Genomic DNA, 25,208 nt, shown 5'->3' with positions numbered 1-25,208 from the left:
TTATTTCTTTATTACTTTTTATTGATAATCTTCAAATAAAATTCTTTGACTTATTACAGCGCAAAAAGGCTGGAGGTATAAAACCCCCAGCCAGTTAGCTTGTTATCGATAAACTTACTTAAGTTCGACAACTGCACCAGATTCTTCAAGTGCCTTTTTAAGTTCATCTGCGTCAGCTTTACTAACACCTTCTTTAACAGTTGCTGGAGCTGATTCAACAAGGTCTTTAGCTTCTTTTAAGCCTAAACCAGTTGCACCACGAACTGCTTTGATAACAGCTACTTTGTTAGCGCCAACATCTTTTAAGATTACATCAAATTCAGATTTTTCTTCTGCTGCTTCAGCTGGACCAGCTGCTGCAACTGCTACAGCTGCTGCTGCAGAAACGCCAAATTTTTCTTCCATCATAGATACAAGTTCAACAACATCCATTACAGACATTTCAGCAACTGCATCTAAAATTTGTTCTTTAGTGATAGACATAATATAGTTTCCCAAATTTACATTTTTTTAATTAATAAAATTCACAATCATACTGCTATTAAGCAGCTTCTTTTTGATCGCGAACCGCTGCAAGAGTACGAACCAATTTGCCAGCTGCGGCTTCTTTCATGGTTGACATCAAGCGAGCTAATGCTTCTTCATAAGTAGGTAATGTTGCTAAGCGATCAATGTTCGCTGCAGTAATCAACTCACCTTCAAAGGCTGCGGCTTTAATCTCAAAATTATCATTTTCTTTTGCAAACGCTTTAAAAATACGCGCTGCAGCACCTGGGTGCTCATTTGAAAACGCAATTAGAGTTGGACCAACAAACGTATCTTTTAAGCACTCGTATTGAGTTCCCTCAACAACACGGCGTAATAAGGTGTTACGAACAACACGCATATAAACACCAGCTTCACGAGCAGATTTACGTAATGCAGTCATTTTTTCTACAGTTACGCCACGAGAATCAGCAACAACTGCAGATAGCGCACCTTTGGCTATTTCATTAACTTCAGCAACAATTTCTTGTTTATTTTGAAGATTTAGTGCCATTGGTATTGCTCCTGGATTAAACTAGGCAAAGCCTAGAATTACTTTAACTAACTACAAATGTAGTTAGCACAATCACGATGAGCAGAATTCCTGTATTATATCTTATCAGGTTCTGTCACCGTCTACGTAGGAAAATTAAGTAATCAAATATCAATTACACCTACGGTCTTGGACGGGGTCTGGTTAAGGCCAGACACCAACCGATTCTTTGTTTAATTGTTAATTAAACAGATGTATTTAAAGTTGCTTGATCGATAGCAACACCAGCGCCCATTGTAGTAGAAAGGCTAACTTTCTTCACAAATACACCTTTTGAAGATGCTGGTTTTGCACGTTTTAAAGCAACAAGTAATGCTTCTAAATTCTCTTTAAGTTTATCTGCATCAAAATCAGCTTTACCGATAGTAGTATGGATAATACCATTTTTATCATTACGGTAACGGATTTGACCTGCTTTAGCATTTTTAACAGCTTCAGCTACGTTAGGTGTTACAGTACCAACTTTAGGGTTTGGCATTAAGCCACGAGGTCCTAAAATTTGACCTAATTGACCAACAACACGCATTGCGTCTGGAGATGCGATAACAACGTCAAAGTTCATTTCGCCTTTTTTGATTTGATCTGCTAGATCATCCATACCAACTAATTCAGCACCAGCTTCTTTAGCCGCATCAGCGTTTGCACCTTGAGTAAATACAGCAACACGAACACTACGTCCTGTACCATGTGGAAGAACGATAGCGCCACGTACATTTTGATCTGATTTACGTGAGTCGATACCTAAATTAACAGCAACATCAACGCTTTCAGTAAATTTAGCTGTAGCAAGTTCTTTCAATAAAGAGACTGCTTCATTGATATCATATAGTTTAGTTGCGTTTACTTTTTCGCGGATAAGTTTAGCTTTTTTAGATAATTTAGCCATGAATTAACCCTCCACTTCCAAGCCCATTGAACGTGCAGTTCCTTCGATAGAACGCATCATCGTTTCAATGGTTGCACCATTCATATCAGCAGCTTTTAATTCAGCGATTTCGCGAATTTGAGCGCTAGTTACTTTACCGACTTTTTTCTTATTCGGTTCACCAGAACCAGACTTGATTTTAGCCGCTTTCTTTAATAATACTGCAGCAGGCGGAGTCTTAGTTATAAAAGTGAATGAACGGTCAGAATATACAGTGATAACTACTGGAATAGGTAAACCTTTTTCCATGCTTTCTGTTTTAGCATTAAATGCTTTACAGAATTCCATAATATTCACACCGTGTTGACCAAGTGCTGGACCAACTGGTGGACTAGGATTTGCTGCACCAGCTGCAACTTGCAACTTGATGTAGGCTTGTACTTTTTTTGCCATTTTAGTTTCCTTCTCTCGGGTGCAAACGCCTCTATCAATAATAGTTATTAATAAATAGACAGCTCCCCTAAGTTAAATGAGGGCGAAATTATCCTACAACTAATACAAAAATGCAACATTTATTTGTTGAAGGATAAAACAAAAGCAGAGTTCATTACTCTGCTTCTATATATACAATAAAAAATATTAGAAAGTTTTACAGTACGTCGATAGCGTTAAGTTCTTTAAATGCAAGTTCTAAACGAGCAACTAAAGATTCTTGACCTTTACGTAACCATACTCGTGGATCGTAATATTTTTTATTCGGTGCATCGATACCTTCAGGGTTACCTAATTGACCTTGAAGATAAGCTTCATTTGCTTTGTAGTAATCTAAAACACCCGCCCAGTTTGCCCATTGAGTATCAGTATCGATATTCATTTTAACAACACCATAGCTAACTGCTTCAGCAATTTCTTCTTGAGTTGAACCTGAACCACCATGGAAAACGAAGTTTAATGATTTAGCTGGTAAATTAAATTTCTCAGATACATATTTTTGAGAATTATCTAGAATTTTTGGCGTTAATTTCACGTTACCTGGTTTGTAAACACCGTGAACATTACCGAATGATGCAGCAATAGTAAAACGTGGGCTAATTTCGCTTAAACGTTCATAAGCATAAGCAACATCTTCTGGTTGTGTATATAACGCAGAACTATCCATATGGCTATTATCTACACCATCTTCTTCACCACCAGTACAACCTAGTTCTAACTCTAATGTCATTTTCATCGCAGACATACGAGCAAGGTATTGACAACAAATATCAATATTATCTTTTAATGTTTCTTCAGAAAGATCGATCATGTGAGAAGAGAATAAAGGTTTACCTGTTTTAGCAAAGTGAGCTTCACCAGCATCAAGTAATCCATCAACCCATGGAAGAAGTTTTTTAGCACAGTGGTCAGTATGAAGAATAACTGGCACACCGTATTTTTCAGCCATAAGATGAACATGTTTAGCACCTGAAACCGCACCTAAAACAGCAGCTTCTTGTCCATCTAATTTTAAGCCTTTACCAGCGATAAATTGAGCACCGCCATTAGAAAATTGAACAATTACTGCTGAACCAACTTTAGCTGCAGTTTCAATTACTGCGTTAATTGTATTTGTATCAACACAGTTAACAGCAGGTAAAGCAAAATTATTCTCACGCGCGATTTGAAAAACTTTTTGAACATCATCACCAGTAACAACACCAGGTTTAACGACATCAGAAATCTTTGTAGCCATTTTAATTCCTATAGATTTATTTATATAAAAAGTAAAGGATGAGTAATTGGCTCATCCTTATTATCGAAATAGAATATTAAGCTTTTGCTCTCTCTTCTAACATTGCAACAGCTGGTAGTTTTTTACCTTCAACAAACTCAAGGAATGCACCACCACCAGTAGAAATATAAGAAATTTTATCTTCAATACCAAATAAGTCAATTGCAGCTAATGTATCACCACCACCAGCGATTGAGAAACCTTGGCTATCGGCAATTGCTTTAGCAACAATTTCAGTACCACGACGGAAATTAGGGAACTCAAATACGCCAACAGGACCATTCCATAAAATAGTTTTTGCGTTTTTGATAATTTCAGCTAATACTTCTGCTGATTGATCACCTAAATCAAGAATTTGTTCATTTTCTTTAACATCTTTAACTGATTTTTCAGTTGCAGTCGCTGTTTCACTAAATTCAGTTGCTACACGAACATCGGTAGGAACAGGAATTTGACAGTTAGCCATTAATTTTTTTGCTTCAGGAATTAAATCAGCTTCGTAAAGAGATTTACCAACATTGTAGCCTTCTGCTGCGATGAATGTATTTGCGATACCACCACCAACAATAATTTGGTCAGCAATTTTTGATAAAGAATCAAGAACAGTTAGTTTAGTTGATACTTTAGAACCAGCAACAATCGCAACCATTGGACGAGCAGGATTATCAAGTGCTTTACCTAATGCATCAAGTTCAGCTGCCAATAATGGGCCAGCACAAGCAACAGGAGCAAACTTACCAGCACCATGAGTAGAAGCTTGAGCACGGTGAGCTGTACCAAACGCATCCATTACATAAATGTCGCAAAGTGCCGCATATTTTTTAGATAAAGTTTCATCATCTTTACCTTCACCTACGTTAAAACGTACGTTTTCAAGAACGACAAGTTCACCTTCGTTAACATCAACACCATCAAGGTAATCTTTAACTAAACGAACTGGGAAAGAAACATGTTCTTTTAAGTAATCAACCACAGGTTGTAAAGAGAACTCTGGGTTATATTCACCTTCAGTTGGTCGACCAATATGAGAAGTAACCATTACTTTAGCGCCTTTTTTAATGGCTTCTTCAATAGTAGGTAATGATGCTTTAATTCGAGCATCTGAAGTAACCTTACCATTTTTAACCGGCACATTAAGATCTGAGCGAATAAATAAACGTTTTCCTTTTAGATCAAGATCTTGCATTCTAATGATAGACATGAGACTTCCTCTTATAAATATAAAAACAATAAAATTTTTGTTATTCTAACATAAAATTTCTAATTAGGTTACAATCAATATCGGTTATATAGTAAACATTTACTCGAAATTAGTGATTTATACTTTTTATAGTAAATTTTTTTATGTAACAGCATTGACAATGGAAAGAAAATCAGGCATATTTCCCCGCCTTATTAATATGTATTTTTATTTAAACTTGGGAGTTGACTTTGGCTAATATCAAATCAGCTAAAAAGCGTGCGGTTCAATCCGAAAAACGTCGTAAACATAATGCTAGTAACCGTTCAATGATGCGTACTTATGTTAAAAAAGTTTACGCAGCTGTTGCAGCTGGTGATAAACAAACAGCTGAAGTAGCATTCAAAGACATGCAAGCAGTTGTTGACCGTCAAGCGGCTCGTGGTCTAATCCACAGAAACAAAGCTGCACGTCATAAAGCGAATTTAATTAAACAGATTAAAGCGCTAGCTTAATTTTCTAATCTGTTGACAATAGAGTTAAAGAAAATTGAAAAAAGTGGTGTAAGCCACTTTTTTTATTTATATACTGTCATTTAAATTTATATGAATAAAAGAAAAGAGAGCATATTGTGGTTCAACGTGATTATGTAAGAAAAAAGAGCCAATCAAAATCAAAAGCTAAAAAAAATAAGTCACGAATATTGCCATCGTTAATGATATTTCTTGCGGTTATCATTATTGTTCTGTTTTCTGCTATTTTATACTTACTTTCAACAAATCATCCTGAAAAACCTATTGAGCGTCCAAAAGTAAAAACTGAGTCACCAGTAGCAACTCTACCTGAACAACCACAAGAACGTTGGACTTATCTTAAAGAATTAGAAACACCAAATGCGAGTAGTGGTACTAATTCTACTACAAGTGAAAGACAACAAATATTAGATAGTTTTATCAATAATTCTTCTACAACGACTCCGACTACATCAACCAATATGGATGATAGTAAATGGTTACTACAGTGTGGTGCATTTAAAGAAAAAACAAATGCAGACACACTAAAAGCTTCTCTAGCTATGACCGGTATTAGTGGTAATATAACCACAAGTCAACAATTATATCGAGTTACTGTTGGCCCATATACAAATAAAACTGATGCACAAAAAGTATTAAACACATTAAAAACTAATGGGATCAATAATTGCATTATATCTAACTAAATGAAGGTATATTATGGGTATACTTAAGCATATGCAGTCATTTTTAGTAATGTTGTGGGCTCGAATAAATCATGATAGATTAACTACTTCAGCAGCAGAACTAGCTTACACAACCATACTTGCATTAGTCCCTCTGATAACGGTAATTTTTGCATTACTCTCAGCCTTTCCTATGTTTGACGAGGTGAGTCAATCATTAAAACAACTCATTTATAGTAATCTCGTTCCAACTGCTAGTGATACTATCCAAAATTATCTTGAGCAATTTATCGGCAATACAAAAAAAATGACCTTGGTCGGAATTATCGGCTTAATAGTGACATCACTATTACTTATTAACTCTATTAATAATGCACTTAATCGTATCTGGCGAACTAAGCGGAAACGTTCGTTCATGTATAACTTAACTATGTATTGGACTATTTTGACTTTAGGTCCTATTTTAGTTGGTTCAAGTGTTGCTGTAAGCTCTTATATATTCTCACTAAAATGGTTATCCGATGCAGCCAGTGGTGATGTACTACTAAGTACCTTACCATTTATTATATCTATTGTCGGATTTTGGTTACTTTACAGCATTATACCTACCGAATCGATACCATTTAAAGAAGCTGTAATTGGCGCATTAGTCGCTGCGATATTATTTGAAATTGGTAAACGTGCTTTTGCGCTGTACGTGACATCATTTCCTACTTATCAACTTATTTATGGTGTAGTATCCTCAATTCCTATTATGTTAGTTTGGATATATTGTTCTTGGTGTATTGTCTTATTTGGCGCTGAATTTGCAGCAACACTCACTGACTATAATAGACATAGCAAAATGCCCCTAAAACATTCTTCCCAATCGGAGTAATATAAAAATGATTGCCTTAATCCAACGAGTAAAACAAGCTTCAGTTTCTGTAAATAACCAAATTATTGGTGAAATAAATCAGGGATTATTGGTTTTACTTGGTGTTGAACAAGGCGATAATGAACAGAAAGCGCTCCGTTTAAGTGAAAAAGTGCTTGGCTACCGTATTTTCAGTGACAATGACGGCAAAATGAATCTCAATGTGCAACAAATTAATGGCAAACTATTAGTTGTTTCTCAGTTTACACTAGCGGCTGATACTCAAAAAGGTATGCGGCCAAGTTTTACAAAAGGGGCTTCGCCAGATATGGCCAATGAGCTTTACCAATTTTTTGTCAAACAGTGCCAACAGCATATTGAAACACAAACAGGGCAATTTGCAGCCGATATGCAAGTATCACTGATTAATGACGGCCCAGTAACATTTTGGCTACAAGTTTAATTATGCTGTCTTAAAGGAATGATATTCTAAATTTTTTAATTAAATATAACGTATTTATTTAATTTTATTTAGCCATTTTAATACCACTCCTTGGTCGGTAAGCCCCCAGTTATTTAATTTATTTTCATAGAACTTCTTCAATTCGTCCCATTGATAATAAGGGTAATCGTTGGTTTTTAAAGGTAAATGGACTTCTCGCTCATTTAACATTACTTTAACTAATATAGGCTGATCAGCTTGTTCACTTCTATAAAATATCCATTGAATATTTGCTGACATTGGAATAATTTTATCGGCTTGCCAAACGGAAGGATAATCAGTTACTGGATTAGCTACCGTATTGGTACCTTCAATTTCCATCAATGTTGCTAATGGTGATACAGTTTCGGCATGAGCAAATCGCAAATTGGCATCAATATCCTTATTAGCTATCGCACTATCAGCTGTTTTTAACATATCTAATAATAGTGGTGCAGCAATCTTAATTTGGATGCCATTACTATCAAAAGCAGGACCAATTTGTAAATAATTTTTTGCTGTGACGACAGTGTTAAACCATAATAGCTGATCTTGTGTGAAGTAACCGCTAAAATCAAGATGATTATCAGCTAATACTAGTGGTGAAAAGGATAATAATTCTTGATAAAGCTGATAAACAGAAAGCACAAAATTTTGCGTTTTAACTAAAGAATTTTCTGATAGCGAGATACCATTATTTAATTGATGAATAAAATCAGATGTGAAGATCAAACTTGCGATATTTTCACTCATCTCTACTGATTTAGTATCATTTTCTAAAGATTTTAGTGTATTTTTAATTATTCTATTTTTCTTATATTTAGCATAAGCAGGCGAATATTCAAAAAAACGTAACAATGTTTGCTGATCTTCTAGTTGTTGATTAACGTTTAGCTTGGAATATTTGGTTTTGAATGTATTAATAAAGATTTCAGCCGTTTCTTTAGCCCGTGGAGAGGTTGATGAAATAACCGCTATTTTTTGACCTTTAAACACTGTTGGATTATTCTTTAACATCCGTTGACTAATTAAACTTATATCTTTTCGCCCAAGATCACTAAGTTCACCATAATGATCTTTATTAAGTTCTTTAATAGTAGTAATTTGCGTTAATAATAATTTCCCTTTTTCAGTTAATTGATTATTTTTTTCCGCCAATACCAAAATTTTATAAGCAATATCTTCATATTTAGCTTTGCTGATATAGCGGGAACCATGACGACCAATATGATCAATATAAAACGCTTGATACCCACTAGGCGCAGGAGTAAGAGATTGTCTTGCATCATATTGATATGCAGTCTTTGAACCAGAAATCATCATTCCAGCAAAACTCAATGGCGTAAAAAGCGTAAGCATAATGGCTAATATCTGATTTGCTGGTTGAGTAATAGAAAAATTTTTTATAAAAGACATAATTACCCCTATCTATAATTAATAATATAAGAGCAAAATAACAGGCCATTACTTATAAGCTTATTTTATCTCATTAATAACATTATTTAACTGAAAATAATGCAATTATTTTAATAACACTCTTTCAATTTTTGAAAAAAGGATTATCTTATTATGTATTTTTTCCAACTCATTTAATTGATTTAAAACATAATGAAATTATATGGCCTTTCTGGTACTAAAATTAGTAGTGCATTTATTTCGGCATGCATTAACACCCCTTATAACACAACTCGTTTTCTTAAAGACTTGATTGCCGGAATAACTGTTGGCATTATTGCTATTCCGCTTGCTATGGCGTTAGCTATAGCAAGTGGTGTTGCACCTCAACATGGCTTATATACTGCGATTATCGCTGGTTTCGTGATAGCACTGACAGGTGGTTCTCGTTTTAGTGTTTCCGGCCCAACAGCAGCTTTTGTGGTAATTTTATATCCGGTTTCGATACAATTTGGTTTATCAGGTCTATTAATTGCTACCTTACTTTCAGGCATATTTTTAATATTAATGGGCATAATTAGGTTAGGTCGCTTAATAGAATATATTCCTCTACCTGTGGTATTAGGTTTTACCTCTGGTATTGCAATAACAATTGCAACAATGCAAATTAAAGACTTTTTTGGTTTAACACTGGAACATATGCCGGAAAACTACATCAATAAAGTTATTGAACTAGTGAAGACGTTGCCAACGATTAATATCGCCGATACATCAGTAGGATTAATAACACTTATTGTGCTAATTGTTTGGCCAAAATTTCGAATGAAAATTTCTGGCCATTTACCAGCATTAGTCGCAGGTGTATTAATAATGCTAATCTTCAATCAATTTGGCTATCAAATAGAAACAATTGGTTCACGATTCACGTATACATTGGCAGATAATACTACTGGTCATGGTATTCCGCCAGTTTTACCAGAATTTATCTTACCATGGGAACATGCTGGTTTTACTTGGGATTGGACAACATTCAGTGCATTAATTCCAATCTCAATCACTATGGCAATGTTATGTGCTATTGAATCACTACTTTGTGCCGTAGTTTTAGATGAAATGACACATACTAAACATCATTCGAATAGTGAATTGATTGGCCAAGGTCTAGGTAATATTATCGCCCCATTTTTTGGTGGAATTTCAGCAACAGCCGCTATTGCACGTTCAGCAGCAAATGTAAAAGCTGGAGCGACTTCACCCATTGCTGCGGTATTGCATGCGTTAATTGTTTTATTGGCACTCATCTGTTTTGCGCCACTATTATCCTTTATTCCATTATCAGCAATGGCAGCATTATTATTAATTGTTGCATGGAATATGAGTGCCGTACAGCGAGTTATTTATATCATTAAACGCGCACCTAAAGATGATATTATAATCATGCTTATTTGCATGTCACTGACTGTATTATTCGATATGGTTATTGCTATAACAATTGGTATTGTATTAGCTTCTATCTTATTTATGCGTCGTATTGCAAGAATGACTCGTTTAGTCGAATTAAATCAAGGAAATGAGAAAACATTAGTACTGCGTATTAGTGGTCCATTGTTCTTTGCCGCTGCTGAGCGTACCTTTTTAGAGTTATACCAAAAAATTAATGGTTATCAAAACATTGTTCTACAGTGGGATGCGGTACCTATTCTTGATGCTGGTGGCTTAAATGCGCTTATTCACTTCATTGATGAATTACCTGCGCAGGTGAATCTATCTATTTGTGAATTACAATTTCAACCATTAAAAACTTTAGCCCGCGCAAAAATTGTACCAATTCCAAACAAATTAATGTTTTATTCAACTTTAGATGAAGCACTGAAAGATAAAATTTAAATGCGAAATTCGTTTTATTATATTGCTTAAATACTATACTTAGTGAAAACATAGTATCTGATTTTCACTAAGTATTTTGCATCACCTATATACCTTGTCCTTTCCCAAAATAATATAAGTAAAAGTTAGCCTTGCAAGATAGTACTTGTTTAATTCTTTACATTAACAACAAAAATAGGAAATTAATATGACAACTAATAAAAACACTATTCAAGATGTTAAGCATAAAGCGAATTGGTTTATTGTAATTGGTGTAATTTTAATTGTTCTCGGTTGCTTGGCATTGGGTTATCAATTCATGGCTACCGTTTTTTCTGTTTATTTTATCGGGTCACTACTGTTAATCGCCGGCATCATTCAAGTTGTACACGCATTTAATATCAAAGGTTTTGGCCAAACTGCCTTATGGGCAATCATGGGGATTTTATATATCTTTATTGGAGGGATGGCTTTTTTCCAACCGATTACCGTCTCATCAGCACTAACTTTACTGATTTCATTATTATTGACTATTAGTGGATTTAGCCAAATTTTTGCAGCAATGAGTAATCGCAATATCCCTCGTTGGGGATGGGTAGTTTTTTCGGGAATTATTAACATCATTTTAGGGCTAATGCTAATAGCTGGTTGGCCATATGATAGTGTTTGGGTATTAGGAATGTTTTTAGGTATCGATCTAGTTTTCCAAGGTTTTGCCTATATTGCTATTGGTTTCGCATTAAAAAATCACTAAATAGCGATAGTTTATCTTATTGCTCACAACACAGCTTGTGAGCAAGCAAAATTCCGCAACATATCAAAAATAAAAATCTGATAATTAGCAATGGCTATTTATAACTTTTATTGGTTTTCGCTTTAACCTCACGCATTGATTGCAAAATTCGATGATAATTATCTAATCTTGATGGTGCGATAGCTCCTTCTGATACCGCTTTTTGTAATAGACACCCTGGTGTATCTAAGTGATTGCAATCTCTAAATTGGCAACCACCTAAATAATCATCAAACTCAACAAAACCACCAATAACTTGCTCTGGATCTAAATGCCATAAACCGAATTCTCGGATTCCCGGCGAATCAATAATATCGCCACCATTAGGTAAATGGTAAAGTCGAGTTGAAGTTGTGGTATGTTGGCCAAGACCCGATATCTCAGACACCTCACCAGTTAACGTCGCTTGATCATGAGGTAATAGCAAATTAATGATACTTGATTTACCCACACCTGATTGGCCAACCAATATCGATATTTTGTCATCCAGCACCTTTTGTAAAGGTTCAATACCCTGCTGTGATAAACATGAAACATATAAAACTTGATAACCAATTTTAGTGTAAATTTGTAACTGCTGATCAATTTCCTGTTTTTTGTACTTATCAAGCAAATCGATTTTATTCAAAACAATAATCGGTGTGATATTGGTTGCTTCACAAGCAACTAAATAGCGATCGATGATATTAAACGATAATTCCGGCAATACTGCAGAAATAATAACAATTTGATCGACATTTGCAGCAACAGGCTTAACGCCATCATAAAAATCAGGTCGCACTAATTCAGAATGGCGCGGATGAACAGCTTCAATAATACCATTAGTATTTGGTTCTAAACTTTCACGCCATAATACTTTATCACCCGTTACCAAAGATGGCAGCGTACGACGAATACTACAACGATAAATAATTCCAGTGTTATCTTCAACATCAGCAGATTTGCCAAAGCGACTAATCACCACCCCTTCTTGTGGCGCAGAGAAATTAGACAGATTTTCATCTAGCTTAGTTTCTAAACGCTGCTGATGCTTAGCGGCCATACGCCTTTGTTGATTTTTTGAAAGTTGTTTTTTTGCCACGATAACTAATTTTTTGCTCAAACGATTTAGTACTTATGCTACACTACTCGGCATTAAAAAGAAAATTAATACCGCAAATTATGACTACACAATCAAATATAAACAGTAATAATCTTATCTGGATTGACCTTGAAATGACAGGGCTCGATCCAAACAGAGATCGTATTATTGAAATTGCCACCATCGTAACTGACTCTAATTTAAATATCCTTGCTGAAGGTCCAGTTATTGCTGTTCATCAATCAGATGAACAACTTGCACTTATGGATGATTGGAATCAAAAAACTCATGGTAAATCAGGCTTAATCGAACGTGTTCGACAAAGTACCATTGCCGAACAGCAAGCAGAACAACAAACAATTGAATTTTTAAAACAATGGGTGCCTGAAAACTGTTCACCAATCTGTGGCAATACCATTGGTCAAGATCGCCGTTTTCTATTTAATTACATGCCAAATTTAGAAAAGTATTTTCATTACCGTTATCTAGATGTTAGTACGATTAAAGAATTAGCCAGACGTTGGAAACCGGAAATATTAAAAGGTATCAGTAAACAGAGTTCACATCAAGCGTTGGATGATATTCGTGATTCAATTGCCGAATTAGTTTATTACCGACAACACTTTTTTAATCTAACTAATGAATTATCATGAGTATTTTATACACGATTTTACTTTATTTAATTCAACCGTTTGTCTGGATAAGACTACTTTGGCGTAGCCGTAAAGCGCCAGATTATCGTAAACGCTGGTTAGAACGTTATGGATTTTGCAAAAATAAAGTCAAATCAGGGGGAATTTTAGCACATGCCGTATCGGTCGGCGAAACCCTTGCTGCAATCCCGCTGATTAAAGCGCTGCAAAATCAATATCCACAGTTACCCATTACAGTCACAACCATGACGCCTACGGGATCAAAGCAAGTTAAATCATTACTAAAAGACAGTGTTGGCCATGTCTATTTACCTTATGATTTACCTTGCGCAATACATCGTTTTTTAAAAACAGTCCAACCTAAATTAGTAATAATTATGGAAACAGAGCTTTGGCCAAACTTAATTAGCCAATGTCATAACAAAAAAATTCCATTGATCATTGCTAATGCCCGTTTATCTGAACGTTCAGCCAAAAGATACCATAAACTAGGGAAAGCAATTAGTAAATTATTTGCTAAAATCAGCACCGTTGCCGCCCAAAACAAACAAGACGGCGATAGATTTATCTCATTGGGCCTACCGGCAGATCATTTAGTGGTAACGGGTAGTATTAAGTTTGATATTGAACTCACGGCCAAGCAACAACAGAATCTTGCGCAGTTAAAACAGCAATGGCAATTACATCGACCAGTACTAATCGCTGCCAGCACACATTCAGGTGAAGATGAAATCATTTTATCAGCATTTCAACAGCTTCTTAAAAATCATGGCAACTTATTACTTATTTTGGTCCCTCGTCACCCTGAACGTTTTAAAACCGTTGAAAAACTAATTGCCGATAATGGCTTGAATTATATTACACGCAGTAGCAAACAAAACCCTACAGATCAGACACAAGTGATTTTGGGTGATACCATGGGAGAGCTGTTAGAACTTTATGGGATGGCGAATATTGCCTTTGTTGGCGGTAGTTTAATTGAACATGGTGGTCATAACCCGTTAGAACCAGCACTACACCATATTCCAATTATTAGCGGTAAACACTTTTTTAACTTTAAAGTCATTGGCGAACAATTGATCGATGCTAATGGTATGCTGGTATGTAATAGTGATATTGATTCGCTTTATTTAACCATAAATAGTTTATTGAATGACAAAAATCGCTGTCAGCAAATCGGCGAAAATGCCTATCAAGTATTAAAAAGTAATCAAGGTGCTTTACATCGTCTATTGACGGTTATTCATCACTATCTTGAGGAATGACTTGTGAATAAAAAACAGGGATTATTGATAGTTAATTTAGGAACGCCAAGTGCCGCAACACCAATGGCAATTCGCAACTACTTGACCGAGTTTTTACTCGATCGCCATGTTGTCGACCTACCTGCTTTTATTTGGTATCCAATTTTAAAATACCTTGTACTACCTAAACGCGTCCCCTACATCATCAACCATTATCAAAAAATATGGATTGAGGGTGAATCACCATTACTTCATTACAGTAAACGCTTAATTAATCAATTACAATTAGCATTACCTGATATGCAATGTGAATTAGCCATGACCTATGGTGAACCAAGCTTACTCTCGGCGTTAAATAGCTTAAAGTCATGTGAACAAATTACATTATTACCGTTATTTCCTCAGTATTCAACGACGACAACTCAAGCGGTATTAGATAAAGTTAAGCAACTTATTGCAGATAATAATATCAAGATTAATCTTAGCTATATTCATGATTATGCCGACCACCCAAGTTATATTGATGCTCTTTATTCACAAATCCTGCAAGCGTTTTCAATCCAAGGGCAGCCTGATGTATTACTCCTTTCTTATCATGGTATTCCTGAACGCTATATTGATAAACGCCATGACGACTATGTGCAAAGATGCCAGTTAACCACTAACTTATTGACAAACAAATGCCAAGAAAATGGTATCGACTTAACAATAAAAATGGCTTATCAATCAAAGTTTGGTAAAGGGAAATGGGTTGAACCCAACACTAGCGATATATTAGAAAAATTGGCTAAAACAGGCTCTAAATATGTCCAGGTTATCTGTCCAGGTTTTTCAGCGGATTGTATTGAGACCCTTTATGAAATTGATGAACAAAATCGAGAAATATTCCTAAATGCTGGCGGTAAACAATTTTATTACATCCCGGCCTTAAACGATACGTCTCTACAGGTTGAATTAATCAAAGATATACTTGAAAAACCGCCTTTCCTCAAAAAATTTTAACTGATTAAGATTTATTTTTAACAGGAATCAAATCTTATCAACACAACTTTAAATTGATTAATATTAAAGCTAAATAACCAACTAATCTAACTAGTGTGATTAACCTGTGTTACGATGATAGTTAAAAGTTATTTGCGCTCAAAGGAGAACACTCGATGAAAATAATCATCATTGGCGCTCAAGCTGCTGGTGCCAGTGCCGCAGCAAAAGCCAAAAGAAAGGATCCTAATGCAACCATTCGCATTTATGAAAAATCAGATATTGTTTCATTTGGTGCTTGTGGATTACCTTACTTTATTGGCAATCATTTTCAAGATGAAAATGAAATGATATCTAGAACACCAAATCAATTTGCAAAAGATGGGATTGAAATCAAGACGTTACATGAAGTTATTGCTATTGATGCAAAATTAAAAAAAATTACAGTCAAAGATCTTAATACCAATAACTGTTTTGATGATGATTATGACAAATTACTTATTGCGGTTGGAGCAGTACCAATAATTCCGCCTTTAGAAAATCGCCAACTGGAAAATATTTTCACTTTACGTGATATATATGATGGTCTGGCAATAAAAAGCGCCTTGGCTAATCCACAAAATACCAATGTTGTAGTTATTGGTGCTGGTTACATAGGACTTGAAGTAACCGAATCTTTAGTGGAATTAAACAAAAATGTAAAATTAATTCAATTAGATGATAGCGTATTGGTCGATGCCTTTGATCCGGAACTTACCGAGATTATTGAAGAAAACTTAAAACAACATTGTGATTTACATCTACAAGAACGAGTACAAGGTTTTGAAGGTGTACAGACAGTTACCCACGTTATTACCGATAAAGCTAAATATGCAGCAGATATTGTCATTATAGCTACAGGGGTAAAACCTAATAGTGAAGTATATAAAGATCTGGATATTGAAACACTTAATAATGGTGCAATTATTATTGATAATTATGGCCAAACAAATATTGCAGGTGTTTATGCTGCTGGTGATTGTGTCGCACTATATCATCGAGTTAGTCAATCAATGACTTATATACCACTAGCTACTGGTGCCAACAAATTAGGTAAAACAGTTGGTGACAATTTAGCTGGTGGAAATAACCAATTCCCAGGCACACTTGGTACATCAGCATTGAAAGTCTTTGATATTGAAGCCGGACGAACAGGTCTAACAGAATCACAAACAATCAAAGCAGGGATCCCTTACAAGACAGTAATCGTTAAAGATAAAAATCACAGTAACTATGTTGAAGGGCAAACTGGCGTAATCGCTAAACTCATTTATCACGCCGAAACTCGTATTTTATTAGGTGGCCAAATAGCGGGAGGGAACGGTGCTGCATTAAGAACGAATAGTTTAGCCACAGCCATTTGGGCCAATATGAAAATTGATGAATTAGCCATGATGGACTTTTTATATGCACCTCCTTTTTCAAGACCATGGGATATTTTAAATATAGCCGGTGGTATAGCTAAATAGTATTAAAACATATTAATTATTTACAATATGTTAAGTTATTAACATTAAAAATATGTGGTAGGGTTAATAATTTATTAATCCTACCACAATAGATCATTACATAATTAATTCAATTTTATCCAAAAGCTGGGGGTAAACCATGTCAGATGCCATTTTTCAGGGGATTTTTTTTGAAAAGTTCTTATCTATCACCCATTATCAAACCTTAATAGGCATTGGCTTATTGCTGTTTTGCTTTTTTGCGATAATGCGACCACTGCAAACCAAAAAAGTTAATTTTTCTATTCGTATGCTAGTTGGCTTAGTACTTGGTGCCGTACTGGGTTTAGGTATTCAAGCCTCTGCAGGTTTTCCAAATAGCTCAACAATTTGGATGCAAGAAATCGCAACATGGTATGGTTTATTCGGCCGAGCCTTTATAGCCTTTATTCGCATGCTAGTTATTCCTCTGATTTTCGTCTCAATTGTAAAAGTGATTATTGATTTTTCTGGTAAAGAAAATTTACCACAAATCGCATTCAGAGGTATTTTTTGGCTACTATTCACTACAGCCATTGCTTGTATTATTGGGATTATCTTGGCTAATGTATTATCATTAGGTGAACTAAGTTCAACCTCAGCCAAAACCGCTGTTGCAAAACAATATACCAATATCATTGATACATTCGTCAATCTTATCCCTAGTAACATCATTGCTTCCATGGTAAAAGAGAATATTGTTGGTTTAGTCATCTTTTCGGCATTAATGGGACTTGCAGCTAATCGCATGGAAAAAAAGAATCCACACCCTATTGCCCTGTTTAAAACCTTTATTGAAGCACTTTATAAAATTATCATGTCAATTGCCATGACGGTCATCAAATATATGCCTTATGCAGTAATTGCCTTACTTGCTCGCACCATTATTTCCAATGGTATTCCTGCAATAGTCGAAGTATCAAGCTTTGTATTAGCAATTTACCTTGCTACCATATTAATGCTTGCAGTACATATCGTGATTGTGATGGTACATGGTATTTCACCAATCACATTTATTAAAAAAGCACTTGGTACATGGTTACTGGCTTTTACCAGCCGCTCATCAGTCGGTACATTACCTATGACAATATCAACATTGACCGTCAGAATGGGGGTAAATACTGGTACTGCTAATCTAGTGGGATCATTGGGTAGTACAATGGGAATGAATGGTTGTGCTGGATTTTTCCCTGCACTGCTTGCCGTAATGGTTGCCCATATGGTAGGCATTAATACTGATATCCAATTTTATATTATGCTAGTAATTGTGGTCGTTATAGGTTCAATTGGTATCGCCGGTATCCCGGGTACTGCAACAGTTGCCGCAACCGTTGTACTATCAGGCATGGGAATGGCAGAATACTTCCCTTTAATCGGCATGGTGCTAGCCGTTGATCCAATCATTGATATGGCCAGAACCTTAGCCAATGTATCCGGTGCAATGACAGCAGCAATTGCAACCGATCATGAAGTTGGATTAATGAATATGGATATCTATAACGATCCTAATGTGACCTTGGATAATGAGCAGTCAGAAGTTTAATGATAAAAATTACACTTTCGATATATTCTAAACAAATAGCAAAAAGACGCCAATTGGCGTCTTTTTTATATCAGTTGATTAGGCCAAAAATTAAATCGTTTTTAACCACGCTTTAACATCATCGCCTAAACTTTTATGACGCATTGCATATTGTACAAAAGTTTGGACATAACCTAATTTATTACCACAATCATGGCTTCGGCCTTTAATGCAATACGCATCAACAGGATCTTCTGCAAGTAACATCGCAATTGCGTCAGTTAATTGAATTTCACCACCAGCACCTAATGGTGTTTTGGCTAATAAAGGCCAAATTTTTTCAGACAATACATAACGGCCTACCACAGATTGATTAGATGGTGCTTCTTCAATTGACGGTTTTTCAACTACACTATACATTTGTGTTACATTACCTGCAGATAACTCTTCACCACGGCAGTCAACAATACCATAAGATGAAACAAGTTCTTTTGGTACCGGCTCAACCATAATTTGGCTATGTTTAGTCTCATGATAATTATGAATCATCGCCGCTAAATTATCTTGAGTAAGATCACTTTCATACTCATCGATAATCACATCCGGTAACACAACAGCAAAAGGTTCATCACCAACTAAAGGATAAGCACAAAGTACCGCATGACCAAGCCCTTTGGCTAAACCTTGGCGAACACTTGTGATAGTAACATGTTTTGGTAGTATTCCTTGCACTTCTTGCAAGAGTTGACGTTTAACTCGCGCTTCTAACATAGCTTCAAGCTCGAAGCTAGTATCAAAATGGTTTTCAATCGAATTTTTAGAAGAATGTGTCACAAAAATAATCTCAGTTATTCCTGCTGCAATACACTCTTTAACAACATATTGTATAAGTGGTTTATCCACCACGGGTAACATCTCTTTAGGAATCGCTTTGGTTGCAGGCAACATTCTCGTGCCAAGGCCTGCGACTGGAATTACGGCTTTCTTAACTTTGCCCTTTAAAGATGGTTCAAAATTTGATGACATTTTAGTTCCTTAAAAATATATTAACTAATAATATTGTTATTACTTTCCACTCTACGACGCCCATTAACAAACGTGTTATAAACTCTTTCAGATTTTAACATATAAGAAATACAAATAACGCTCAAAATAATGTTTTTGGCTATATTAAACAAATCACGGCTTTCAATTTTAAATGTGGTAAATTGATGAGTAATAAACTGATCTAAAAGCATCAATCCAATAACTAACAGTTCAAAACAAATCATCAAAGATGGAAATTTATAATTTTTAGTGAAAAAAAGATAAAGTAAGTAGATATTAAAAAAAATAAGAATCAAATTCATACCAATTTCTAATGGATAAATCCAGTTAAGATTTTCACTATAAAAAATGGAATTTGAATTAGTAAAATTAGCCAATCTTATAAAGATAATGCTTATATAAATAATCAAAAATATATTACTGATACAACTCAAAATTAATCTTATTGCAACAACAATAAGCCAGCCACCTAATCCTCTAAGGGGTGAGTTATCAGTCATATAAATATCCTTATTTAATAATAGATAAATCCGCAGATTCGATTAATGAAGGATTATCTCTATCTTTAGCTAAAGAATCAATGGAAATATAGATAATCTGACAGTTTTCTAATACCGCTTCTTTTACTACAAATTTTGCCTTACGATCACGAGATTCCTTCTGTTTACGACTAATATACAAATCATCATAACCGTCATCATACATTGATGCTCGTTCAAATATATTAGGACTTCGCCAAAATGTCTCTTTCGGATAATCTCGTACAAAAATTTGACCAGTTAATTTGCCTTTTAAACCGACATAGTTAGTTGTTAAATGACGACTAGCTCGACTTTGAGAAAGGTAAATATGGGGATATGTTGAAACATTGCTTTCAAGTTGGTTTAACTTGAATTCAATACCTGAACGATTTTGATACTGGCAATTTTCCATTGTTAAAGGTGCAGTTCGAAAATTCAACGAACTACACCCTACAAGTAAAAATATAAAGAAAATATTAAAAATACGATACTTCATTTATTGTTTATTTATAAAATATTTATAAGTAACTCCAGCCACTATTTACATCTTTTCACTAACATTTTCAGCCGTATTCGTAATTGCTTTACCGCCAGATTGAACATCTTTACCGACACCTTTAAACGTGTTACAACCAACTACCATTGTTGTCATCGCAATACTTACTATTAAAATAAATACTTTACGTAACATGTGATTCTCCTCTAGTTAGTCACATTATGATTTTATTGTGGCAAATGCTTCTGCTACACGATGTATATTATGGTGATTTAATCCCGCCACACACATTCTTCCGCTGCCCACCAAATAAACGGCGAAATCATCTTTTAGCTGTGTGACTTGCTCTTTAGAAAAACCTGTATAGCTAAACATACCTCTTTGTTTAACCAAATAATCAAAATTTTGTGCCGGTGCTGCTGTTTTTAATAAATCGACTAAGGTTGAACGCATGGTTACAATACGGTTGCGCATGGTTTGAACTTCATTAAGCCATAAAGCTTTAAGTTCCGTATTATTTAATACATATGAGACCAATTGCGCTCCATACGCAGCTGGGCTGGAATAGTTACGACGAACTGTTGCTTGTAACTGACCAAATACACAATTTGCTGCTTGGCTATCATCACATAATACGGATAATCCACCTACCCGTTCTCCATACAGTGAAAAAGTTTTAGAAAAAGAATTACTGATCAAACCACATAATCCTTTCTCAGCGACTTTTTTGATTGCATAACTATCATTTTCGATACTTTCACCAAAACCTTGATAAGCAATATCCATAAATGGGATAAGATCACGATTTTGTAAAACTTCAATCACTTTATCCCACTGCGGCTGTGTTAAATCGACACCAGTAGGATTATGACAACAAGGATGTAATAGCACGATACTTTTAGCCGGTAAGCTATTTAATGTATCAAGCATAGCGTCAAATTTTACACCACAAGTTGTTGGGTCAAAATAAGGATATTTATTTACTTTAAAGCCTGCACCACTAAAAATAGCAATATGATTTTCCCAAGTTGGATCACTCACCCATACTTGAGAATTCGGAAAATAGTGATAAAGAAAATCAGCACCAACTTTCAGGGCACCTGACCCACCTAACGTTTGAATAGTTGCAATACGTTTAGCTTGAATAGCAGAATTATCTTCACCAAAAAGCAGTGATTGGATCGCTTGGCAATAACTAGGTAAACCACTCATTGGCAAATAAAGTTGTGCGCCTTGTTGATGTTGATAAATATAATCACGGGCCGTTTTAACACATGATAACTGCGGAACCTCACTGTTTTCATCATAATAATATCCAATACTTAAATTGGTCTTATCCTGACGGCTATCATTATTAAATTCTGCGACTAATGACAAAATTGGGTCACCAGCATACGACTCTACTTTTTCAAACATTTTTCCAACCTAATTAACCAATAAATAGCAATGTATAATTGTAGATTATTGCACCAACTCAATTAGCAATCAATCACTAAATAACAGTTTAAATATAAATAATTTTAGGCAAATAAAATCGAGTGTTTAACAGCCTGATCCAGATAGAAAAGCATCATAACTGATGACAAAAAATAGGAAAATTTAGCAAGAAAAGCCGCAAAAAAACTTCCCTCAACTTTTTTGCTTCATTAGCACTATTGGTGCTAATGATTTTGGCAAACTTATTTAACAGCAATAACTTCTATTTCAACTTTAGCATCTTTCGGAATTCGAGCTACTTGCACACAAGAACGAGCTGGAAAGCTTGCTTGATTTTCGGTAAAAAATTCTTCATAGACACTATTAACATCAGCAAAATCATTCATATCAGCTAAAAAAATAGTTGTTTTAACGATATTTTTAACTTGATAACCCGCCTCAGTAATAATTGCTTTAACATTAGCTAAACTTTGCTTAGCTTGTTCTTTCACGCAAGTTGGCATCTCACCAGTTGCTGGATTAATTGGGATTTGACCTGATGCAAATAACATATTACCCAAATCGACACCTTGTACATAAGGACCAATAGCTGCAGGGGCTTTATCGGTATTAACTACTTTCACCATAGATAACTTTCTCCTTTATTTATTATGACTCTCATTTCAACAGGAACACAATTTTGTGTCAAGCCATAACAAATTTATGATCATGGGACTTCTGCAAATTTTCTGATATGATAGGTGATAATTTTTTTAATTTGTTGAGAGTTAGTATGTTTGAGAATTTAACTGACCGTTTATCACAGACATTCCGCAATATTAGTGGTCGTGGACGTCTGTCTGAAGATAATATCAAAGATGCGCTGCGTGATGTCAGAATGGCATTACTTGAAGCTGATGTTGCCCTACCTGTAGTACGGGAATTTATTAACCAAGTTAAACAAAAAGCCGTCGGTTTAGACGTAAATAAAACACTAACCCCAGGCCAAGAGTTTATAAAAATCGTTCAAGCTGAACTGACTGCAGCAATGGGTGAAGTTAATAGTTCACTTAACTTAGCTACTCAGCCTCCAGCGGTAATGCTAATGGCTGGTTTACAAGGTGCAGGTAAAACAACTAGCGTTGCAAAACTAGCAAAATTTTTAAAAGAAAAACAAAAAAAGAAAGTATTAGTTGTTTCTGCCGATGTTTATCGACCCGCAGCGATAAAACAATTAGAAACACTTGCTAAAACAATTGATGTCGAGTGCTTCCCATCAGATATCAATCAAAAACCGGTTGATATTGTTAATAAAGCAATTTCACATGCGAAATTACAATTTTTTGATGTACTGATTGTCGATACCGCTGGTCGATTGCATGTTGATAGCGACATGATGGATGAAATCAAAGCACTACATGATGCAATCAATCCAATTGAAACACTATTTGTTGTCGATGCAATGACCGGACAAGATGCCGCCAATACAGCTAAAGCATTTAATGATGCCTTACCACTAACCGGTGTCATTTTAACTAAAGTTGATGGTGATGCTCGTGGTGGTGCAGCATTATCAATCCGCCATATCACTGGCAAACCAATTAAGTTTTTAGGGATGGGGGAAAAAACGGATGCATTAGAGCCTTTTTACCCTGACCGCATTGCTTCGCGCATTTTAGGCATGGGAGATGTTCTCTCCTTAATTGAAGAATTGCAGAGTAATGTTGATCGTGAAAAAGCGGAAAAAATCGCGAAAAAGTTAAAAAAAGGCGATAAATTTGACTTTAATGATTTCCAAGATCAGCTTAAACAGATGCGTAATATGGGTGGAATGGGGGCCATGCTGGCTAAATTACCAGGTGTAGGTCAACTACCAGATCATATTAAAGCGCAAATGGATGACAAAATCACCATCAAGATGGAAGCAATAATTGGCTCTATGACATTAAAAGAGCGAGCAAATCCTGAAATCATCAAAGGATCACGCAAACGCCGTATTGCAAATGGATCCGGAACACAAGTACAAGATGTTAACAAACTACTTAAACAGTTTGAAGATATGCAAAAAATGATGAAAAAAATGAAAGGTGGTGGCATGATGAAGATGATGCGTCAAATGAAAGGCTTAATGGGCGGAGGCATGGGTTTTCCGCCTCGATAAAAGTTAACTTTACTTCTCTTTCACTTAATTACTATCGCGCCCAAACACGCGATAGTAACTCAATACACTCAATCTTCTCGATTTAGCACTTTAATTTTACTTGGTCGATGCATAGTTAATACCGTACCAATCGAAGAAACAATAATAAACATAATAGCTAACCACTGGTAATGTGTTAACTGTTCATGTAAAACAATTAATCCCGAAAATGCCGCAAATACTGGCGACAAACTCATTAAGGTACTAAAAGTTTGGGCTGGTAAACGCGGTAATGCGACCATATCAAGACCATAAGGAATCGCTGATGCTAACAGTGAAACCATGAAAGCTAATGGTAAAATGTCCAAGGAAAACATTGTGCTACCACTTTGCCATACCCCAATAGGAAAGAGTAATACTGAAGCAACAATCGAGCCGAGTGCAACACTTGGTGCACCATATATTTCGCCTGCCTTACGACCAAAAAGAATATAACCAGCCCAACAGCCTCCAGCACCTAAAGCAAGTAAAAGACCTATCGGATCTAAATCACTGGCTGCTTGATGAATAGGCAACAACATAACTAATCCAATTATGGCAATAGCTAACCAAATAAAATCGGTTAATCGTCGACCGGAAAACATAGCGACCATAATTGGCCCCGTCAATTCAATTGCGACAGCAATACCTAAAGGAATACGAGAGATAGCATTATAAAAAGATAAATTCATGCATCCCATGGCAATACCATATAAAATAATATATTTAATTGCTGGTTTAGAAATCGTTTTACGCCAAGGTTTAAAGATTATGACCAATAAAATAGCGGAAAAAAATAAACGCCAAGCAGTCATTGCTTCTGGACCAAGTACTGGGAATAAATATTTAGCAAATGAAGCGCTTGATTGCACAGAAATCATCGATACGAAAATTAAAAAAACCGGCCAAGACCTTTTGAACATGATAATAACCTTATTTGAACAATGGGATTGTTATAAAAAGGGTACAACCTATTTACATAACATAATAAAATTCAATTTGAAATATTCACCATCAATGGTAAAAAACAATATTAATTAAACAAATTGTATAACTAATGTA

Annotated in this window: 27 protein-coding genes; 12 read left to right on the top strand and 15 right to left on the bottom strand. The window is 35.3% G+C overall.

What is annotated here, in order from left to right; translation table 11 throughout:
- Positions 1–114: 114 nt before the first annotated feature.
- The 6 genes from rplL to pgk form a co-directional block, all read right to left on the bottom strand.
- Positions 115–483, bottom strand: coding sequence for a 50S ribosomal protein L7/L12 (gene rplL / locus RAM17_RS02740; protein ID WP_034901671.1), 369 nt, complete (start codon positions 481–483; stop codon positions 115–117).
- A 58-nt stretch (positions 484–541) separates the two neighbouring features.
- Positions 542–1,039: a 50S ribosomal protein L10 gene (gene rplJ / locus RAM17_RS02735; protein ID WP_086362789.1), complete on the bottom strand. Its 498-nt coding sequence runs from the start codon at positions 1,037–1,039 to the stop codon at positions 542–544.
- 223 nt (positions 1,040–1,262) lie between these two features.
- Positions 1,263–1,964, bottom strand: a complete 702-nt coding sequence (gene rplA / locus RAM17_RS02730) for a 50S ribosomal protein L1 (RefSeq protein WP_110448560.1) — start codon at positions 1,962–1,964, stop codon at positions 1,263–1,265.
- Between the two features lie 3 nt (positions 1,965–1,967).
- The gene (rplK, locus tag RAM17_RS02725; RefSeq protein WP_110448561.1) at positions 1,968–2,396 is read right to left on the bottom strand and encodes a 50S ribosomal protein L11; all 429 of its coding nucleotides are present in this window, start codon (positions 2,394–2,396) and stop codon (positions 1,968–1,970) included.
- A gap of 196 nt (positions 2,397–2,592) precedes the next feature.
- Positions 2,593–3,672 carry a class II fructose-bisphosphate aldolase gene (fbaA, locus tag RAM17_RS02720; RefSeq protein ID WP_086362787.1) on the bottom strand — a complete coding sequence of 360 codons (1,080 nt, stop codon included), beginning with the start codon at positions 3,670–3,672 and terminating at the stop codon, positions 2,593–2,595.
- Between the two features lie 76 nt (positions 3,673–3,748).
- Positions 3,749–4,912: a phosphoglycerate kinase gene (gene pgk, locus RAM17_RS02715; protein WP_110448562.1), complete on the bottom strand. Its 1,164-nt coding sequence runs from the start codon at positions 4,910–4,912 to the stop codon at positions 3,749–3,751.
- Positions 4,913–5,142: 230 nt separating this feature from the next.
- On the opposite strand from pgk, the gene rpsT reads away from it, so the two are divergent.
- The 4 genes from rpsT (at position 5,143) to dtd (ending at position 7,408) form a co-directional block, all read left to right on the top strand.
- Complete coding sequence (gene rpsT, locus RAM17_RS02710) at positions 5,143–5,406, top strand: 30S ribosomal protein S20 (RefSeq protein WP_034901681.1); 264 nt, start codon at positions 5,143–5,145, stop codon at positions 5,404–5,406.
- A gap of 116 nt (positions 5,407–5,522) precedes the next feature.
- A complete protein-coding gene (locus tag RAM17_RS02705) occupies positions 5,523–6,110 on the top strand; it encodes an SPOR domain-containing protein (protein WP_110448563.1) in 588 nt (195 codons plus the stop codon).
- Positions 6,111–6,123: 13 nt separating this feature from the next.
- Complete coding sequence (locus RAM17_RS02700; RefSeq protein ID WP_110448564.1) at positions 6,124–6,966, top strand: virulence factor BrkB family protein; 843 nt, start codon at positions 6,124–6,126, stop codon at positions 6,964–6,966.
- A 7-nt stretch (positions 6,967–6,973) separates the two neighbouring features.
- Entirely contained in the window at positions 6,974–7,408 is a 435-nt protein-coding gene (gene dtd, locus RAM17_RS02695; protein ID WP_034901687.1) for a D-aminoacyl-tRNA deacylase, read from the top strand.
- A 54-nt stretch (positions 7,409–7,462) separates the two neighbouring features.
- Here dtd and RAM17_RS02690 read toward each other — a convergent pair whose 3' ends face one another.
- Entirely contained in the window at positions 7,463–8,842 is a 1,380-nt protein-coding gene (locus RAM17_RS02690; protein WP_110448565.1) for a histidine-type phosphatase, read from the bottom strand.
- Between the two features lie 192 nt (positions 8,843–9,034).
- On the opposite strand from RAM17_RS02690, the gene dauA reads away from it, so the two are divergent.
- Positions 9,035–10,708 carry a C4-dicarboxylic acid transporter DauA gene (dauA, locus tag RAM17_RS02685; RefSeq protein WP_110448566.1) on the top strand — a complete coding sequence of 558 codons (1,674 nt, stop codon included), beginning with the start codon at positions 9,035–9,037 and terminating at the stop codon, positions 10,706–10,708.
- A 187-nt stretch (positions 10,709–10,895) separates the two neighbouring features.
- Positions 10,896–11,441, top strand: a complete 546-nt coding sequence (locus RAM17_RS02680) for an HdeD family acid-resistance protein (RefSeq protein ID WP_110448567.1) — start codon at positions 10,896–10,898, stop codon at positions 11,439–11,441.
- A 94-nt stretch (positions 11,442–11,535) separates the two neighbouring features.
- Here RAM17_RS02680 and rsgA read toward each other — a convergent pair whose 3' ends face one another.
- Entirely contained in the window at positions 11,536–12,561 is a 1,026-nt protein-coding gene (gene rsgA, locus RAM17_RS02675; RefSeq protein WP_110448618.1) for a small ribosomal subunit biogenesis GTPase RsgA, read from the bottom strand.
- 80 nt (positions 12,562–12,641) lie between these two features.
- Here rsgA and orn point away from each other — a divergent pair, with 80 nt between their 5' ends.
- From orn to RAM17_RS02650, 5 genes are all read left to right on the top strand, one after another.
- Complete coding sequence (orn, locus tag RAM17_RS02670) at positions 12,642–13,214, top strand: oligoribonuclease (protein WP_065614655.1); 573 nt, start codon at positions 12,642–12,644, stop codon at positions 13,212–13,214.
- On the top strand, positions 13,211–14,479 hold the full coding sequence (gene waaA / locus RAM17_RS02665; protein ID WP_110448568.1) for a lipid IV(A) 3-deoxy-D-manno-octulosonic acid transferase: 1,269 nt from the start codon (positions 13,211–13,213) through the stop codon (positions 14,477–14,479). The genes orn and waaA overlap by 4 nt, the downstream gene beginning before the upstream one ends.
- Before the next feature lie 3 nt (positions 14,480–14,482).
- Positions 14,483–15,460: a ferrochelatase gene (hemH, locus tag RAM17_RS02660; RefSeq protein ID WP_110448569.1), complete on the top strand. Its 978-nt coding sequence runs from the start codon at positions 14,483–14,485 to the stop codon at positions 15,458–15,460.
- Between the two features lie 155 nt (positions 15,461–15,615).
- On the top strand, positions 15,616–16,947 hold the full coding sequence (locus RAM17_RS02655) for a CoA-disulfide reductase (RefSeq protein ID WP_110448570.1): 1,332 nt from the start codon (positions 15,616–15,618) through the stop codon (positions 16,945–16,947).
- A gap of 139 nt (positions 16,948–17,086) precedes the next feature.
- Positions 17,087–18,508 carry a cation:dicarboxylate symporter family transporter gene (locus RAM17_RS02650; protein WP_110448571.1) on the top strand — a complete coding sequence of 474 codons (1,422 nt, stop codon included), beginning with the start codon at positions 17,087–17,089 and terminating at the stop codon, positions 18,506–18,508.
- Positions 18,509–18,598: 90 nt separating this feature from the next.
- Here RAM17_RS02650 and galU read toward each other — a convergent pair whose 3' ends face one another.
- The 6 genes from galU to RAM17_RS02620 form a co-directional block, all read right to left on the bottom strand.
- On the bottom strand, positions 18,599–19,513 hold the full coding sequence (gene galU, locus RAM17_RS02645; protein WP_110448572.1) for a UTP--glucose-1-phosphate uridylyltransferase GalU: 915 nt from the start codon (positions 19,511–19,513) through the stop codon (positions 18,599–18,601).
- A gap of 20 nt (positions 19,514–19,533) precedes the next feature.
- Positions 19,534–20,034, bottom strand: coding sequence for a DUF2569 domain-containing protein (locus tag RAM17_RS02640; RefSeq protein WP_110448573.1), 501 nt, complete (start codon positions 20,032–20,034; stop codon positions 19,534–19,536).
- Between the two features lie 10 nt (positions 20,035–20,044).
- Positions 20,045–20,494: a hypothetical protein gene (locus RAM17_RS02635; RefSeq protein ID WP_110448574.1), complete on the bottom strand. Its 450-nt coding sequence runs from the start codon at positions 20,492–20,494 to the stop codon at positions 20,045–20,047.
- A 102-nt stretch (positions 20,495–20,596) separates the two neighbouring features.
- The gene (locus RAM17_RS02630; protein WP_110448575.1) at positions 20,597–20,746 is read right to left on the bottom strand and encodes an entericidin A/B family lipoprotein; all 150 of its coding nucleotides are present in this window, start codon (positions 20,744–20,746) and stop codon (positions 20,597–20,599) included.
- 24 nt (positions 20,747–20,770) lie between these two features.
- Complete coding sequence (locus RAM17_RS02625) at positions 20,771–21,967, bottom strand: amino acid aminotransferase (RefSeq protein ID WP_110448576.1); 1,197 nt, start codon at positions 21,965–21,967, stop codon at positions 20,771–20,773.
- Positions 21,968–22,230: 263 nt separating this feature from the next.
- Positions 22,231–22,614: a RidA family protein gene (locus RAM17_RS02620; protein ID WP_110448577.1), complete on the bottom strand. Its 384-nt coding sequence runs from the start codon at positions 22,612–22,614 to the stop codon at positions 22,231–22,233.
- A 146-nt stretch (positions 22,615–22,760) separates the two neighbouring features.
- Between RAM17_RS02620 and ffh the strand changes: the two genes are divergently transcribed.
- The gene (gene ffh / locus RAM17_RS02615) at positions 22,761–24,128 is read left to right on the top strand and encodes a signal recognition particle protein (RefSeq protein ID WP_110448578.1); all 1,368 of its coding nucleotides are present in this window, start codon (positions 22,761–22,763) and stop codon (positions 24,126–24,128) included.
- Positions 24,129–24,196: 68 nt separating this feature from the next.
- Here ffh and RAM17_RS02610 read toward each other — a convergent pair whose 3' ends face one another.
- On the bottom strand, positions 24,197–25,069 hold the full coding sequence (locus RAM17_RS02610) for an EamA family transporter (protein ID WP_110448579.1): 873 nt from the start codon (positions 25,067–25,069) through the stop codon (positions 24,197–24,199).
- Between the last annotated feature and the right edge of the window lie 139 nt (positions 25,070–25,208).

It is taken from the genome of Gilliamella apis (assembly GCF_030758615.1).
Taxonomy (GTDB): domain Bacteria; phylum Pseudomonadota; class Gammaproteobacteria; order Enterobacterales; family Orbaceae; genus Gilliamella; species Gilliamella apis_A.
This window is presented reverse-complemented; position numbering and strand designations above follow the sequence as displayed.